The sequence below is a fragment of the Microvirga makkahensis genome (assembly GCF_009830105.1).
Classification (GTDB): Bacteria; Pseudomonadota; Alphaproteobacteria; order Rhizobiales; family Beijerinckiaceae; genus Microvirga; species Microvirga makkahensis.
In genome coordinates this window covers 1-15,318 of record NZ_WURB01000011.1, presented here as the reverse complement: position 1 = coordinate 15,318, position 15,318 = coordinate 1, and the positions used below count along the sequence as shown (strand labels likewise).

Genomic DNA, 15,318 nt, shown 5'->3' with positions numbered 1-15,318 from the left:
GTTTTACTCGGCCGCCTGATGATAGGCGGGCTTGAACAGAGGGATCGGCTCGAGGAGAGCCTTAAGCCGCTCCTGCACCCGGTCAAGTCCGTCGAGGAGGTCCGGTATGGTGACCTCGGAGGGGCGCGGCTGGAACGAGAGATTGCGCAGGGCCTGTGCCATCCGCTCCGGCGTGCGCGGCTCCTTGTAATCGCTCAGCATGCGCACGAGGCCGAGTCGTTCGGTTTCGACCGCGCGAATGTATTGTTCGAGGCGCGGCCTCGTGCGCGGGACGATGAGCGTGCGTTTGTCGAAGGACAGCGCCTCGCAGAACGTGTTGTAGCCGCCCATGGCCACCATGGCGTCCGCCTTCTTCATGAGCCGTTCGATCTTGTTGTCGAAGGACACGAAGTCGAGCTTCGGCTGCTTGGCGATGCGCTCGACGAAGGCGCGGCGCTTGTCGCGGTCGATGAACGGGCCGAACAGAATGAGGGCGGGCTGCTCGAGATCGGGATCGGATTCGTAGGCCGAGATCACCCAGTCGATGAGATCGTCGCCGTCCCCACCGCCGCCGGTCGTCACGAGGATGAACGGCTGCTTGGTGATCTTCGGGTACTTTGTCAGCGACGGGGTGGGGGGCACCTCGCGGCGCAGATAGCCGGTGTAGGTGATGCGCCCGTTCACCTCTTCCGGGAGATCGAGGGCCATGAGCGGCTGATAGACGTCCTTCAGGCCGTAGACCCAGATCTCGTCGTAGTAGCGGACGAGCGCCTCTTTGGCCCCCTTCCGTTCCCATTCGGGAACGAGAAGCGTCGGCTCGTCCATCACGTCGCGAATGCCGAGCACGAGGCGGCAGCCGGCCGCCTGCAGATAATCGAGCGCGGGCACCACTTCGCCCCGGAAGCCCGTGGGCTCCTTGTCCACGATGAACACGTCCGGCTGGAAGGCTTTGGCGGTCTGGAGGATGAGCGCCTGCCGCAGACCCACGGCCTCGTCCAGGCTCACGTTGAGGTTGAGGCTGCGATAGTCGCCGTCCGGCAGTTTGGTGACGCCGGGAATGCGGATGTAGTCGACCCCGCTGCCGAATTCGAAATTCCCGATGACCGGCGAGCCTGAGATGATCACGACCGAGGCGCCGGGCCAGTCGCCGACGATGGCGTTGGCGATCGCCCGCGATCGCCGCAGATGGCCGAGACCGAAGGTATCGTGGCTGTAGATCAGAACCCGGACGCCTCTGGCCGGCTGGCTCCGGAGGAGGGGCGATTCGGGCTCCTTGCTCAAACTGGTCACCAAATCCGCCATCCGGACGCCCCTCGGTAGGAAGGCACGTCGGTTGACGACGCATCCTCCGTCTCTACCTCTTCTCAAGCCACCCCTGATCACCTATGGCATGGCCAAAGATCGGGAAGAGGTTCTCTTCAGCTTTGAAGGTTATAACTCTACGGCAATGGAAAAGAGCCTCTTTCGGTATATCTGGACTCACTCCAAACGCGACCAGCTATTCATATGCTTCGTCGTGCTTTTGTCTCAACCTTTTTATTTCATTTCCCTGGACCTGCCACGCCGGATCGTAAATGAGGCCATCCAGGGCGAGGCCTTCAGAGAAGGGAACGTTACGGCACCCTTCCTGCAGCTGCATTTCGACTGGCCGCAATGGCTCGGCGGCGGATCCATTCGGCTCTTCGACGGCTTCCAGGTGGGCCGCGTCGGCCTCCTGCTCGGGCTTTCGTGCCTGTTTCTGCTCTTCGTCGTCGTGAACAACGGCTTCAAATACTGGATCAACCTCGCCAAGGGTATCCTTGGGGAGCGGATGCTCCGGCGCATGCGGTTCGACCTCTTCGCAATGGTGCTGCGCTTCACGCCGGAAGCCCTGCGCACCGTCAAATCCTCCGAGACTGCTACGATCATCAAGGACGAGGTCGAGCCCATCGGCGGGTTCATCGGCGATGCCTTCATCACGCCGGTCCTGCTCGGCATGCAGGCTCTCACGGCACTGGTCTTCATCATGGTGCAGAACGTGTGGCTCGGCCTCATGGCTCTTGCGGTGATCGCGGTGCAGTTCACGGTCATTCCCCGTCTGCGGCGAGAGCTCCTGCGCCTTGGCAAGGAGCGCCAGCTGGCCTCGCGCGAACTCGCTGGGCGCATCGGCGAAGTGCTCGACGGCATCGAGGTCGTGCACGTTCACAATGCCTATGCCTGGGAGAGGGCGGAGATCGGCAACCGCCTCTTCGGCCTCTTCTCGATCCGCCTGAAGATCTACAACAGAAAATTCGCGGTCAAATTCCTCAACAATTTCCTGTCGCAGGTCACGCCGTTCCTGTTCTACGCCGTCGGCGGCTATTTCGCGCTTCGCGGCACGCTCGACATAGGCCAGCTCGTCGCCGTCATCGGCGCCTACCGGGAATTGCCTCCTCCTTTGAAGGAGCTGATCGATTGGGACCAGCAGCGCCTCGACGTGCAGGTGAAGTACGATCAGGTGACCCAGCATTTCGCGGAGGAGCGGCTGGGGCCGCTGATCGAATCCGAAGCGGAAGCCGAGGACGAGCCGCTCGTGGGAAGCCTCGTCGTGGAAGGGCTCGGCCTTCCCGGGCCTCACGGCGACATGGTCGTCGAGAATGCGTCCTTCTCGCTGGAGCTTCCGGCCAAGGTGGCGCTGTCATCCAACGGCAGTCCCGCGGCAAGCATGCTCGCACGCGTCCTCGCCCGGCGTATCACGGGATTTGCCGGACGCGTCTCCATCGGTGGCCGCGATCTGACGCAGCTCCCCGTATCCGTCGCGGGACGCAAGATCGCCTATGCGGGCGTCGATCCCATCATCTTTCCCGGCAGCATTCGCGACAATCTCGTCTATGGCCTGCGCTTCAAGCCCTTGGCCAGGGCCGAGGCAGACCGGCGCGAGGCGGCGCGGCGCATCGCGGAGGCCGCGAGAACCGGCAATCCCTTCGAGAGCATCGCCGATAGCTGGATCGACCTCGCACGGCTGGGCCTGGAGGGCGAGCAGGATCTCGATCGCGTGCTGGTCGGGCTGCTGGAGCAGATCGGGATGGGAGATTCCATCTATCTGTTCGGTCTCGCCGGGCGGATCGATCCGGAGCGGCATGCCGCCCTCGCGGAGCGTCTGGTCGAGGCCCGGAACCGACTGCGGGAAACCTTCCAGTCGAGCGGCATGGCGGATCTCGTCGAGCCCTTCGATATCGACCGCTACAACGACCAGGCCTCGATCGCCGAGAATCTTCTGTTCGGCGTTCCGATCTCCGATGAGTTCTCGGGGCGCAATCTGGCGGACAATCCGCTGTTCCGCAGCGCCATCGACAGGGCGGGGCTCACGGACCGGCTTGTCAGGATGGGCCTGCAGATCGCCGAGACCATGACCGAAATCTTCCAGGGTCTGCCACCCGGTCACTCGCTCTTTGCCCAGTTCTCCTTCATCGGCGCAGAGGAGCTGCCCGAGTTTCAGGCTATTCTGCGCCGCCGGGCGAGGGGTGGCCACGATCCCAAACGGGAGGAGCGGACCCGGCTTCTGGCCTTGCCGCTTGCTTATGTGGAGGCAAGGCATCGTCTCGGCCTGCTCGACGACAGCCTGAAGAAGCAGATCGTCGAGGCCCGCAGCTTCGTACGCGACACTCTCGAAAAGGCCGAGGCGACCGGAGTGGAATTCTACGATCCCGAGGGGATCTGCATGGCCGCACCCTTGCGGGACAATCTTTTGTTCGGCCGGGTCAACTATCAGGTGGCCGACGCCCGCCACCGGGTCGCCGAGGCCATCGCGGCGGTTGTTCGGGAACTCGATCTTCTGGAGGACGTCGAACGGATCGGTCTCGATCACGAGGTGGGCGCGGCGGGCCGGCTTCTGTCGCCGCAGGAGCGCGCAAGCATCAATCTGGTGCGCTGTCTGGTGAAGCGTCCCGACATCCTCATCGTCGATGGGGCCTTGGCTCCCTTCGATGAGGAGCGTGCCGGGAAAATTCTTCGGGCGCTTGTCGAGCATCTCAAGCAACAAAGCCTGTTCATGGTGCTGTCGAATGATCGACAGATCACGGCTTTCGATGTTCTGATACGCTTCAGAGACGGACGTATCGTCACAGAAAAAATGGCGGATCCGCAGCGGCAGGCCCAGGGGCCTGGGGGCGAGACTGCCCAGAGCATTGCAGGAGAGGTGGCATGACCCTTGAGACGGAGGTGCAGTCCCTGAGGCAGGTTCCCATGTTCCGGGATATCGACCCGGCCCGCCTGAAGCTTCTGGCCTTCACCAGCGAGCGGGTGCAGTTTGGCGCCGGCCAGCGCTTTTTCTCGCAGGGCGACCCCTCCGATGCCGCCTATGTGCTCCTCGACGGGCGGGCCAGCGTGCTCCTCAACACACCGACAGGGGAGATCCAGGTAGCCGAACTCTCCGGCAATGCCCTCGTCGGCGAGATGGGCATCCTCTCCGATACACCCCGCTCCGCGACGATCATGGCTGCCGAACCGACCACTGCTCTTCGGATCGACAAGCGCGTTTTCCTCGAATTGCTGGCCCAGTTTCCGCAGATGTCCCTGGCCGTGATGCGCGAACTGGCCCAACGTCTCGAGCGGACGAACGCACAGCTCGTCGCCCAGTCCTCTTCCTGAAAATCCGTGTTTTAGGGATCATTTCCCGGGGAAAAGACGCATCTGTAACCCATAAGATTGGCTTCTTACGGCCAAGCTGTCCGATTCTCGACACATCTACCCGTCAACTCTTGTCCCAGAATGACACAAGGGGTGGTTCGGCACTCAAGCCGAACCCAGCGGGAACAAGTGTGATGCCGAGCAATGCAAGAACGCTGCTATGCGCCGTGCCGCAACCTGTTGCGGAGCCACGCCGGGGCGGTCGCCGCCGAACGATTCGTGTCGCTCTTGCTCTGGGGCTGATGGCCGGGTTCCAGGGGGTGACGGCGGGTCCTGCCGCCGTCGCCACCCTGCCCACCGCTATGGCGGACTACAATCACTCCTCCCCCGCAAAGCCGCTGGCCGTGGCCAGTCCCGTGAAGGCCTCGGTCGCCTATACGCCCGAACTCGGAAAGCAGCCGGGTCTCTTCAAGGCGATCCTCGACGGCGCGTTCTCGCTGTCCAAGAAGCGCCAGCCGAAGCCCGATCATGAGGAGATTTCTCCGGAAGCCGCCGGCAATCCGGACGAGATCATTCCCTTCAATGGGCGCAATATCCCGCGTTGGCTGGTCCACTCCATCCTCAAGGCCGCGCATGTCACGGGGGTCGATCCAGTCTACATGATGACGCTCGCCGACGTGGAATCGAGCCTTTCGCCCGAAGCCAAGGCTCCCACCTCCTCCGCCGAGGGACTGTTCCAGTTCATCGACAGCACCTGGCTCGAGATCGTCTCCTTGCACGCGGCCGATTACGGCTTCACCGCCGCAGCCGAAGCCATCCGTATCGTCAACGGCGAGCCCGTGGTGAGCGACAAGGATCGTGGGTGGATCATGAATCTGCGCACCGATCCCTATTTCTCGGCCCTCATGGCGGGTGAGCTGATCAAGGATGTCGAGCGTGCCCTCATCGCCCAGGGCGAGCGCGAACTCGCCGAGGCGGAGCTCTATCTTGCGCATTTCCTTGGGGCGAGGAGCGCCGTGCGTTTCCTCGAGGTGCTGGACCAGGATCCGAACATGAAGGCCTCCAAGCTGTTCCCGAAGGCGGCGAGGGCGAATGCGGGTCTGTTCATGGAAGGGAAGGGCCGCAAGCGCCGCCCTGTCACGGTCGCCGAGCTCTACAACAAGATCGATTCGAAGATCGTGCGCCGCCTGGACCGCTATGACGACATCGGCCCCTACCTCGCCGAGATCACCCGCCCGGCGGCCGGGGCCACGGAAACCAGCGCGGTCACCTGGTGATCAGAACGCCTTGAACGTGATGATCGTGTGCGTATCGGCAATGTCGGGGATCACCTGCACGTTCTCGGCGATGAAGTGGCCGATATCGACGTCGTCGTCCACGTGGAACTTGGCGAGTATGTCGTAATTGCCGGCGGTCGAGTAGATCTCGGACGCGATCTCCCGGTCGGCGAGGGCGTTGGCGACCGCGTAGGTCTTGCCGAGCTTGCATTTGATCTCGACGAAGAAGGTCTGCATGGGGCGCTCCAAAAGGCGTCGGCTTCAGATCATGGAATGGAACGGGAGGTATGGCACGGGGCAGTGTCCGCGTGAATATCCCGCCCGCTCGAAATGTCACGGCCGTCCGATGCTCACATAGGTGAAGCCGTTCCGGCGCATCTCCTCAGGGCGGTAGACATTGCGCAGGTCCACCACCACGGGCCCGGCAAGGGCCGCCTTCAGGCGCTTGAGATCGAGCGCCCGGAACATGTCCCACTCGGTGACGATCACGAGGGCGTCCGCGCCGCGGGCGCAATCGTAGGCATCGCGGGCGTATTCCACGTTCGTCAGCATGGCGCTCGCCGCCTGCATGCCTTCCGGATCGTAAGCCCGCACCTGGGCGCCCCCATCCTGAAGCGCGGTGATGATGTCGATGGAGGGGGCCTCGCGCATGTCGTCGGTGTTGGGCTTGAAGGTCAGGCCAAGAAGCGCGATCGTCTTGCCCCGCACCGAGCCGCCGCAGGCCGCGATCACCTTGCGGCCCATGGCGCGCTTGCGCTGGCCGTTGACGGCGGCCACCGTTTCCACCAGGCGCATGGGCGCCTCGAAATCCTGCGCCGTCTTGATCAGGGCCAGGGTATCCTTCGGGAAGCATGAGCCGCCATAGCCGGGGCCCGCATGCAGGAACTTGGAGCCGATGCGGTTGTCGAGCCCGATGCCCCGGGCGACGTCCTGCACGTTTGCGCCCACATGCTCGCACAGATCCGCGATCTCGTTGATGAACGTGATCTTGGTCGCCAGGAACGCATTGGCCGCGTACTTGGTCAGCTCGGCGGTGCGCCGGGACATGGCCAGGATCGGCGACTGATTGAGATAGAGCGGGCGGTAGATCTCGTTCAACACCCCTTGCGCCCGCGGATCGTCCGTGCCGATGACGATGCGGTCAGGGCGCTTGAAGTCGGCAATCGCCGCGCCCTCGCGCAGGAATTCCGGGTTGGAGACGACGGCGAATTCCCCATCCGGGCGGGTTTCCCGGATGATGCGCTCCACCTCGTCGCCGGTGCCCACGGGCACGGTCGATTTCGTGACCACCACCGTATAGCCGTCCATGGCCCCCGCGATGTCGCGGGCGGCCTGGTACACGTAGGACAGGTCCGCATGGCCGTCGCCCCGGCGGGAGGGGGTGCCGACCGCGATGAACACGGCCTCGGCGCCGCCGACCGCCTCGGGCAGGTTGGTGGTGAAGGTCAGGCGTCCTTCGCGCACGTTCTTGGCGACGAGATCGGCGAGGCCCGGCTCGAAGATGGGGATCTCGCCGCGGTTGAGAGCCTCGATTTTGCCCGGGTCCTTGTCCACACAGCACACTTCGTGGCCGAAATCCGCGAAGCAGGCTCCGGACACCAAGCCGACGTAACCCGATCCGATCATCGCAATGCGCATCAGGATCTCTCCTTTGTCATGAGAGCCAGGGTTTAGGGCGCTCCAGACTTGGCCGCAAGCCGGAAGGCAAAGGCGTCTGGGCCTTTTTGCAACAAAACTCCCTTTGACATCCGGGCAAAGCGCGCCCAAAAGACCGCCGTTTTGAAAACGGGGCATTTATGGATAACCCTTTCTTAGTCGAGGTCACGCGCGGGCCGCTCGTCGAGTCTCGGCACCGGGGCAGCGTTTCCGTCGTCGATGCGGACGGTTCGACCGTTCTGTCGATCGGAGACGTGGACCGGCGCGTCTTTCCGCGCTCCGCAGTCAAGGCCCTGCAGGCCCTGCCGCTGCTCGAGAGCGGGGTCGCGGACAAGTACGGCCTGACCGACGAAGAGATCGCGCTCGCCTGCGCCTCCCATTCGGGTGAGCCGGAGCATGTGCGGGTGGCCCAATCCATGCTGGCGAAGGCCGGGCAGGACGTGAGCTGCCTGGAATGCGGCGCCCATTGGCCCATGGGCGAGGCTGCCAACCGAGCCCTGGCGGCGGAGGGGGGCGCTCCGAGCGCTCTGCACAACAACTGCTCGGGCAAGCACGCGGGCTTCATCTGCCTGGCCTGCGACGGCGGGCACGACCCGAAGGGCTATGTGAGCCCGAACCACCCGGTGCAGCGCATGGTGCGCGAGGCCCTGGAGGATGCGACGGGGGCCTGCCACACCATGGAGAACAGCGGAATCGACGGCTGCTCGATCCCCACCTACGCCATTCCGCTGCCGTCGCTGGCTTTCGGCTTCGCGAAATTCGGCACGGGCGTGGGCCTCTCGAGCGAGGGGAAGGCTGCCGCCGAGCGGATTCGCAAGGCCGTGGCCGCTCACCCCTTCATGGTGGCCGGCACAGGCCGCTTCGACACCAGGCTCATGGAGACCCTGAGGGAACGCGCCTTCGTCAAGGTCGGGGCGGAAGGCGTCTATTGCGCTGCGCTCCCGGGGCTTGGGTACGGGATCGCGCTCAAGGCCGACGACGGGAATGCCCGGGCGGCGGAGGCCATCATGGCGGGGCTGATCCTGCGCCTCCTCCCCCTCAACGACGAGGAGCGCGCCGCAATCGGTAAAATGGCGCAGCCGGTGTTCAGGAACTGGAACGGCATCGAGGTCGGAAGCCTCCGCCTGAATCCCGCTCTGCTGGGGTGAGTCCTTTCCCTCCCGGCCCGTCCCATTTCCTCCACGGTCATAGCTGTCCCCGGACTTGATCCGGGGATCAGTCCCGGCATCCCGATCGGACAAGCGGGGCGCGCCTCAAGCAAGCGGGATCACCGGCACGGGGCCGGCGATGACGTAAGGAGGAGCCGCGGACCCACAAGGGAAGAGGTCGGCGAGAGCGGCAGGAGGTGTGCGGACGCGCCGGCACCCGCATCCGGGACAGGCGCTAAAGCCCCAGCAGCGTCACGATCTCGCTCGCACCGGCATTGGGGGACAAGGTGCCTTCGGCGATGGCCCTTTCGATTTCCGGCACGCGCTTTTTCAGCGCCGGGTCCAGAGTGAGGCGCTCATGCAGGCGCTCGTGGACCAGGGCCCACATCCATTTCGTGTCCTGAGCGCGCCTTTTGGCGGCGAGTTCTCCGGTCGCCTCCAGGCGATTGCGGTGATCCAGAACCTTCGACCAGAGCTCGTCGAGGCCGAGGCCCGTCAGTCCCGAGATCGTCAGCACCGGTGGCGTCCAGCTGGAGGAGGCGGGGGCGAGGATGTGAAGGGCGGCCTTGTACTCGGCAGCGGCGGCCTTGGCCTTCGCGCCCGCATCGTCCGCCTTGTTGACCGCGATCAGGTCGGCAAGCTCCACGATACCCTTCTTGATGCCCTGCAGTTCGTCTCCCGCGCCGGGAAGCATGAGAACGAGGAAGAAATCCGTCAGGTCGGCTACGGCCGTTTCCGACTGCCCCACGCCCACCGTTTCCACCAGGATCACGTCGAAGCCTGCGGCCTCGCACAGGAGCATGGTCTCCCGGGTCTTCGCGGCCACGCCGCCGAGCGTTCCGGAAGACGGGGAGGGGCGGATGAACGCGTTCGGGTCCGTGGCAAGGCGCGCCATGCGGGTCTTGTCGCCGAGGATCGCGCCGCCGGTCCGGGTCGAGCTGGGATCGACGGCCAGCACGGCGACCTTGTGGCCCTTCTCCGTCAGCATGCTGCCGAGGGAATCGATGGCGGTGGATTTCCCAACTCCCGGAACGCCCGTGATGCCGATGCGCACGGCTCTTCCGGTGCGGGGCATGAGCTCCTGCAACAGGACGCGCGCGGCCTCCCGGTGATCGGACCGGCGTGATTCCATGAGCGTGATGGCGCGCGCCAGCGCCGCGCGATCGCCGCCCGCGACGGCTTCGGCCGTCACACCCGTCGTCCTGTGAGATCCCCCGGTCATGCGGCTAGCCTTAGCGGATTCTTCAGACGCTTTCACCAGGTGATCGAGTCGATGCCGATCCGTCCCCAGGCAGGGATCTTGACGGCAGGGCGGCGGATGTCGATTCCCGCGACGAGCCCCATGAAATCGATCTCGACGCCCTCGACCCAGCCCAGCGCCAGCCCCGCATAGCCGCCGAGCGATACCTGAATGCCGGTGCGGCTTGGCGTGAGGCCGACGAGGTCCTGCAACGGTCGCCAATCCTTGCCGAGCGCGGTCGGCGGCAGGGCTGCATCGAGTTCGGGCACCGCGCGCAGCACATGGGCCACGAAGGTGTTGGAGTTGGGGCCCGGCCAGGCATTATAGGCCCCATAGGAGTTGTAGGGGTAGCTCGCGACAGCCTTGCGGATCTGCGGGATCAGGCGCTGTGCGGCCTCGCCTTCGATGACCGTCACCGGATGCGGCGCATTGCCGAACCAGCGCCCGTCGGGCGCCCAGCCATTGGTGCGCACCGGGCTGCCCCAGCCGACCTTGTCGTAGCGCGTGTACCGGTCCGCGCCGGCCTCCTTCACCACGATCCAGGTGTGATGGGCGAAGATGCCGCGCCAGCGGCCCACCCGCGCCGCATAGACCGCGACGATGGCCTGAGGCGCTTCGGAAGGCTCCGGCAGCAGCTTTGCGCTCGACCAGTCGGCCGAGCGCCAGTTCGGCGCGACATCTTCGCGCATGACCCACCAGAGGGCATGGGCGCCGAGGGGAAAGATGAAAATGCTGATGAGGAGGAGGAAGATTCGGAGGAGGAGAGCCATGGCACCAACGTAACAATGCGAGCCGAGAGCCATCAAGGCGCCCCATCGTCCCTCCCGTTCACCAATGGTTTACCGTGATCGGGAAGGAATGGGTGGAACGCCCGGCACTGCCTTGTGCATGCCATGATCGGGGGCAACACAGCACCATCACTCTCTCAGGATTGTTCGTCCGGCCTCATGCAGTTCTCCATCTCTCGCCTCGCCGTCGTCTGCCTTGCCGCATTCACCCTGTCCGGGTGCGTCGGCGACGACAATGTCCTGACGAGTCCGCGTTCCGCGCCCCTTCCGGGGTTGACGAAGGATCCGAAACTGCTGATCGCCACCACCCGGCTTCCGGTCGGCGATCCGCCGAAGGAGCCCTGGTTCAGCAGCGAGCGCGCGCCCGATGTCATCTATGCGGAAGCGCGCCTGAGCCCGCCTTCGGAGTCCCTGATCGGCAGTTCGGAATGGACTATCGCGAAGGTCGATTCCGTCAACCGAACCAATGGCGCGCAGGCTTTCGCGCAGGCTGCCTTCGGGCGCGACCTGCTGCTCTATATTCACGGCTACCGGGAAAGCTTCGAGACGGCGGCCGCGTCCACCATCGACCTGTCGGAGGGCATCAAGTTCCCGGGCGCCACGGGTCTCTTCACGTGGCCTTCGGCCGCCTCGACCTTCAGTTATGTGGCCGACCGCGAGAGTGCGATGTGGTCGCGCGATGCGCTGGAGGACGTTCTTGCGGCCATCGCGAAAACACCGAGCGGCGGTCGCATCCACATCGTCGCGCACAGCATGGGCACCCTGCTGACCCTGGAGGCCCTGCGCATGCTGCGTGCGGATGGCGGCGAGAGCGTCATGGAGCGCATCGGCGCCATCGTGCTGGCGGCTCCCGATATCGACATCGACCTCTTCGCCCGTGGCCTGGAGCGGCTGGGACCGGATGCGAAGAAGATCACCGTTATCAGCTCCACCAACGATCGCGCGCTCGCCGTGTCGAGCCGACTTGCGGGCGGAATCGTCCGCGCTGGCGCCGCCGAGCGCGGGCGCCTGGAAGCCCTGGGCGTGCGCGTGGCCGATGCGTCCGAGTTCGGCAGCGGCATCATCAATCACGACCTCTTCCTGTCGAACGGGGAAGTGCAGCAGGTGATCAAGCGCGCCATCGAACGGTCGCAATAGGCCGGATATCGTACCGAGCGGCCGGAAGCGTCGCGGCCCCGCAAATTTAGGAGTTGCGCGCCCAGCGACAAAGGCAAATGATCGGCATCACTGAGAAGAAGTTCGACAGTGAGGCTGGCGATGGCTGGACTGGGTGAACGGGCATCCTATCAGCAGCGCGCCATAGGGACGCTGCTGATCGTCACTGTGGTCCTGGGCGTCCTCGGTCTGCCCGTTGCCGTCTGGCTCGACCTGCGCATTCTTTCGGAGAATGTCCTGCGAATGCAGGCGAGGGAGACCAGCCGCGTCATTGACGACATGCGCAGTTTCTACGGCAGCGACGTCGTCCGGCGCGTGCTCCAGTCTCCGGGCCCGGTGACAGTCACTCACAATTACCGAGAGGTGCCGGGTGCCATCCCGATCCCGGCCACTCTCTCCATCGAACTCGGAAAACTCATCAGCGCCGCTGACGGCTCTGTGAAATATCATTTCGTCTCCGACATGCCCTTCAAGGGTCGCGAGGCGCATTCGCTGGACGATTTCGAACGGAACGCCATTGCGCAGTTGAGGGCCAACCCCAAGCAGCCCGTCGTCGAGGTCTCCGGTTCGCTGTTCAACAAGAACGTGAGGACGGCGGCTCCCGTCATCATGGAAGCGGTCTGCGTGAGCTGCCACAATACCCATCCCGACAGCCCGAAGACCGATTGGAAGGTCGGCGATGTGCGCGGCATCCAGGAGATTTCGGTCAGTCAGCCGATCTTCGCGAACATCTTCTCATTCAAGTATTCCCTGATCTATCTTTCGCTCGCCTCCATGGCGGGACTTCTTTGCATTCTTCTGCAGCGCCGACAGGAGAGGCTGATCCGCGGCATGAATCAGGAACTGACGGAGGCGAACGATTTTCTCGCAGGAATCTCGATGAAGCTCGCAAAGTATCTGTCGCCTCAGGTCTACAAGAGCATCTTCAGCGGGCAGAAGGACGTGGCCATCGCCACAGAGCGCAAGAAGCTCACGATCTTCTTTTCTGACATCAAGGATTTCACCTCGATCTCGGAACGGTTGCAACCGGAGGACCTGACACAACTCTTGAACGATTACTTCACCGAGATGTCGACCATCGCCCTCAGGCACGGGGCGACCATCGACAAATTCTTCGGGGACGCCATCCTCATCTTTTTCGGCGACCCGGACACGAAGGGCGTCGAGGAAGATGCGAGGGCGTGCCTGCGCATGGCCGTGGACATGCAGCAGCGCATGGAGCAGCTCAACGCCATCTGGCGCAAACGGGGTATCGACCTGCCCATGTGGGTGCGCATGGGCATCAACACTGGCTTCTGTAACGTCGGCAATTTCGGCAGCGACGATCGCATGGCCTATACGATCATTGGCGCAGAGGCGAACCTCGCCGCGCGCCTGCAGACCATCGCCGAACCTGGAGGAATTTGCCTTAGTTACGAAACCTACGCGCTCGTGCGTGACATGGTGCGGGCGAGGCCCCTCGAGCCTATCGTCATGAAGGGCATCAAGCGCGAGGTCGTGCCTTACGCGGTGGAAGGCCTCCTGGGCGAACTCGCACAGAGACCGCAGGTCATCATCGAACATGTGACGGGGCTCGACCTCTTTCTCGATCTCGATGCGCTCAATCAGAGCGAAATCGAGCGTGCCAGGAGGCGCCTGGCCGAGGCTCTCGCGGCTCTCGAAGGGGCGGCTCCGGCCGCAAAGGCGAGCTGAGGTGGACAATTCCGTCGCCTGCCTCTGTCGTCGTGCCGGGATACGGCGGAAGATGCCGATCAGACGATGGCGAACTCCGCCGCACTCATCTTCAGGTTCTTGCCGATCGTCGCGAACGTGATGGCGGAAGCGGATCCGGTTCCGTCGGGATCATGATAGAGGGCTCCTGTACCGGGATCGTAGATGATGTGATCGTTGCTGTCGTGAGCCTTCTTTCCCTTCCAGAACTCCGCGCTTTTCAGGGTTCCGCGCTTGGTCGCGATCTTGCTGAAATATGTCCTCGCCAGTTGGATCGTGTCGCTCGCCACGTTGTAGTCGAGGATCCTGTCCCGTTGGTATTGCTGTTCGGTGAGGACTTGAAGAGAAACACGTCCCTTCCGCCGAGCCCCTTCAGCGTATCGTTGCCAAGTCCTCCGTTGAGCACGTTGGCGCCGGCGTTGCCGACGATGAGATCGTTGCTTCCTCCGCCGATGGCGTTCTCGATGACGGTTCCCTTCGCGATGGTGAAGCCGCCATAGACATTGATCTGCCGCGAGAAATAGCCGGCCGCGTTGGGGTCTCCCACCTTCAGGGATGCCTGGTTCAGATTGATGCTGACCGGCAGCGTCGATCGCGCCCCCGAGATCGTGTCGATCCCGCCCGCGTCCCAGATCGTGGTCCAGCCGGTGCCTTTGACGTTGGCGGTCGGAAGTGAGTAGACGTTGTTTCCGGTCGCGATCTGCATGTTGGGCCCATAGATCTCCTGGAGGGCAGCCGTATCGATCGCACTCGGCGTCTTGAGGAAGCCGTACCCGCCATAGAAGGAGTGGTTGGCGGGCAGCTTGTTGAAGCTCATGAGAGTGTAGGGCGATGCGTTGAACCCGTAACTGCCCTTGTCGTAGGGGCTGTCGACTCCCGGCATCCGCTCCCTGTGGGTCCAGTTCAGGCCGACGGCTCTCGAGGCGAGCCCCAGAAGGGTCTGGAAGCCCAGGCCGCCCGGCGTGTAATCCTGAAAGCCGTCGTGGAGGTTCACGAGGTATCCCCAGCATTGCTGAATCCCCATGATGGGCTCCACCGGAGTCTCGTGATGGAACGAGGCGTCGGGGTCGCGTTCAGCGAACTGGCCGCCGTAGGCTCTCCACCAGACGACGGCCGCGCCCTCAAACGTATTCGTAAACGTGAATTTTGCCCCGCAGACCGCCGCAAGCGGGCGGACGGCCTGAATCAGGGCCTGCCCGTCGCTCAGCGTCCAGGGTTGCGTATCCGATCCGTTTCTCGCGAGCGCATTTCAGTCCATGACCTCGCGGCCTTTGACCGCTGACCGCGACCGCCCTGAACCATCCTCCGTCTCCGTTGTGGCCGCTGGCCGTTTCGATCTTGATCTTGATCGGGCCGGAGGTCATGTCCCAGACATTGCCGGCGGCGAGGACGCCGTCGATGAGGAGATTGCCGGTCTTCGTGACTTGCCTGATTCTGCTCATGGGATCCGCTCTGCGATGTTACGTGATAGCGCATGCATCGTTCCGAGCGAGCGATAGTGCGCAAGCGCACACGACGGAGCAGGCCGCGGTCCGTCGAAGGGGCCGAGATTAGGGCGATGGGGGGCGTCGCCTGAAAGCGCCGGGCCCCGCTCGGCTACTCAGCCGCCTGCTTCGGTCCGTATCCCAATCTGCGGTTGAGTTCCTCGATCAGGCTCACGGCCGCATCCGCGATCACGGTGCCGGGCGGAAAGATTGCCGAGGCGCCGGCTTTGGAAAGAGCCTCGAAATCCTGCGGCGGGATCACGCCGCCGACCACGATTACGATGTCGTCGCGTC

The 15,318-nt window shown here is 63.9% G+C and carries 15 protein-coding genes; 6 read left to right on the top strand and 9 right to left on the bottom strand.

The window, feature by feature from the left end:
• Positions 1 to 3: 3 nt before the first annotated feature.
• Positions 4 to 1,260: a glycosyltransferase family protein gene (locus tag GR328_RS15555; protein WP_246215916.1), complete on the bottom strand. Its 1,257-nt coding sequence runs from the start codon at positions 1,258 to 1,260 to the stop codon at positions 4 to 6.
• Positions 1,261 to 1,495: 235 nt separating this feature from the next.
• Between GR328_RS15555 and GR328_RS15550 the strand changes: the two genes are divergently transcribed.
• The 3 genes from GR328_RS15550 (at position 1,496) to GR328_RS15540 (ending at position 5,843) form a co-directional block, all read left to right on the top strand.
• Positions 1,496 to 4,144, top strand: coding sequence for an ABC transporter transmembrane domain-containing protein (locus GR328_RS15550; RefSeq protein ID WP_343039397.1), 2,649 nt, complete (start codon positions 1,496 to 1,498; stop codon positions 4,142 to 4,144).
• Positions 4,141 to 4,587 carry a Crp/Fnr family transcriptional regulator gene (locus GR328_RS15545; protein ID WP_160885445.1) on the top strand — a complete coding sequence of 149 codons (447 nt, stop codon included), beginning with the start codon at positions 4,141 to 4,143 and terminating at the stop codon, positions 4,585 to 4,587. The genes GR328_RS15550 and GR328_RS15545 overlap by 4 nt, the downstream gene beginning before the upstream one ends.
• A gap of 173 nt (positions 4,588 to 4,760) precedes the next feature.
• A complete protein-coding gene (locus GR328_RS15540) occupies positions 4,761 to 5,843 on the top strand; it encodes a transglycosylase SLT domain-containing protein (RefSeq protein WP_160885444.1) in 1,083 nt (360 codons plus the stop codon).
• Here the strand turns inward: GR328_RS15540 and GR328_RS15535 are convergent, their stop codons facing one another.
• Positions 5,844 to 6,080: an Lrp/AsnC ligand binding domain-containing protein gene (locus GR328_RS15535; RefSeq protein WP_160885443.1), complete on the bottom strand. Its 237-nt coding sequence runs from the start codon at positions 6,078 to 6,080 to the stop codon at positions 5,844 to 5,846.
• 96 nt (positions 6,081 to 6,176) lie between these two features.
• Positions 6,177 to 7,481, bottom strand: coding sequence for a UDP-glucose dehydrogenase family protein (locus GR328_RS15530; RefSeq protein WP_160885442.1), 1,305 nt, complete (start codon positions 7,479 to 7,481; stop codon positions 6,177 to 6,179).
• Between the two features lie 158 nt (positions 7,482 to 7,639).
• Here GR328_RS15530 and GR328_RS15525 point away from each other — a divergent pair, with 158 nt between their 5' ends.
• Positions 7,640 to 8,647: an asparaginase gene (locus GR328_RS15525; RefSeq protein WP_160885441.1), complete on the top strand. Its 1,008-nt coding sequence runs from the start codon at positions 7,640 to 7,642 to the stop codon at positions 8,645 to 8,647.
• Between the two features lie 235 nt (positions 8,648 to 8,882).
• Here GR328_RS15525 and meaB read toward each other — a convergent pair whose 3' ends face one another.
• Together meaB and GR328_RS15515 are read right to left on the bottom strand one after the other, a co-directional pair.
• Entirely contained in the window at positions 8,883 to 9,869 is a 987-nt protein-coding gene (meaB, locus tag GR328_RS15520) for a methylmalonyl Co-A mutase-associated GTPase MeaB (RefSeq protein WP_160885440.1), read from the bottom strand.
• A gap of 32 nt (positions 9,870 to 9,901) precedes the next feature.
• Positions 9,902 to 10,690 (bottom strand): DUF3750 domain-containing protein, encoded by a 789-nt coding sequence (locus GR328_RS15515; protein ID WP_205790050.1) that lies wholly within the window; start codon positions 10,688 to 10,690, stop codon positions 9,902 to 9,904.
• Between the two features lie 144 nt (positions 10,691 to 10,834).
• On the opposite strand from GR328_RS15515, the gene GR328_RS15510 reads away from it, so the two are divergent.
• Together GR328_RS15510 and GR328_RS15505 are read left to right on the top strand one after the other, a co-directional pair.
• Positions 10,835 to 11,812: an alpha/beta hydrolase gene (locus GR328_RS15510; protein WP_160885438.1), complete on the top strand. Its 978-nt coding sequence runs from the start codon at positions 10,835 to 10,837 to the stop codon at positions 11,810 to 11,812.
• 120 nt (positions 11,813 to 11,932) lie between these two features.
• The gene (locus GR328_RS15505) at positions 11,933 to 13,522 is read left to right on the top strand and encodes an adenylate/guanylate cyclase domain-containing protein (protein ID WP_160885437.1); all 1,590 of its coding nucleotides are present in this window, start codon (positions 11,933 to 11,935) and stop codon (positions 13,520 to 13,522) included.
• 59 nt (positions 13,523 to 13,581) lie between these two features.
• Here GR328_RS15505 and GR328_RS15500 read toward each other — a convergent pair whose 3' ends face one another.
• From GR328_RS15500 to GR328_RS15485, 4 genes are all read right to left on the bottom strand, one after another.
• Positions 13,582 to 13,830: a hypothetical protein gene (locus tag GR328_RS15500; RefSeq protein ID WP_160885436.1), complete on the bottom strand. Its 249-nt coding sequence runs from the start codon at positions 13,828 to 13,830 to the stop codon at positions 13,582 to 13,584.
• Positions 13,761 to 14,564 (bottom strand): M10 family metallopeptidase C-terminal domain-containing protein, encoded by an 804-nt coding sequence (locus tag GR328_RS15495; RefSeq protein WP_160885435.1) that lies wholly within the window; start codon positions 14,562 to 14,564, stop codon positions 13,761 to 13,763. Before GR328_RS15495 ends, GR328_RS15500 begins: the two co-directional genes overlap by 70 nt.
• A gap of 97 nt (positions 14,565 to 14,661) precedes the next feature.
• The gene (locus GR328_RS15490; RefSeq protein ID WP_160885434.1) at positions 14,662 to 14,982 is read right to left on the bottom strand and encodes a hypothetical protein; all 321 of its coding nucleotides are present in this window, start codon (positions 14,980 to 14,982) and stop codon (positions 14,662 to 14,664) included.
• A gap of 154 nt (positions 14,983 to 15,136) precedes the next feature.
• A partial coding sequence (locus tag GR328_RS15485; protein WP_160885433.1) for a hypothetical protein occupies positions 15,137 to 15,318 on the bottom strand: 182 nt, incomplete at its 5' end.

Coding starts and splice junctions, on each gene's coding strand:
- GR328_RS15530 (WP_160885442.1), bottom strand. CDS start 7,481: ATGCGCATTGCGATGATCGGATCGGGTTACGTCGGCTTGGTGTCCGGA.
- GR328_RS15490 (WP_160885434.1), bottom strand. CDS start 14,982: ATGAGCAGAATCAGGCAAGTCACGAAGACCGGCAATCTCCTCATCGAC.
- GR328_RS15505 (WP_160885437.1), top strand. CDS start 11,933: ATGGCTGGACTGGGTGAACGGGCATCCTATCAGCAGCGCGCCATAGGG.
- GR328_RS15545 (WP_160885445.1), top strand. CDS start 4,141: ATGACCCTTGAGACGGAGGTGCAGTCCCTGAGGCAGGTTCCCATGTTC.
- GR328_RS15495 (WP_160885435.1), bottom strand. CDS start 14,564: ATGGGGATTCAGCAATGCTGGGGATACCTCGTGAACCTCCACGACGGC.
- GR328_RS15525 (WP_160885441.1), top strand. CDS start 7,640: ATGGATAACCCTTTCTTAGTCGAGGTCACGCGCGGGCCGCTCGTCGAG.
- GR328_RS15510 (WP_160885438.1), top strand. CDS start 10,835: ATGCAGTTCTCCATCTCTCGCCTCGCCGTCGTCTGCCTTGCCGCATTC.
- GR328_RS15515 (WP_205790050.1), bottom strand. CDS start 10,690: ATGGCTCTCGGCTCGCATTGTTACGTTGGTGCCATGGCTCTCCTCCTC.
- GR328_RS15535 (WP_160885443.1), bottom strand. CDS start 6,080: ATGCAGACCTTCTTCGTCGAGATCAAATGCAAGCTCGGCAAGACCTAC.
- GR328_RS15540 (WP_160885444.1), top strand. CDS start 4,761: ATGCCGAGCAATGCAAGAACGCTGCTATGCGCCGTGCCGCAACCTGTT.
- meaB (WP_160885440.1), bottom strand. CDS start 9,869: ATGACCGGGGGATCTCACAGGACGACGGGTGTGACGGCCGAAGCCGTC.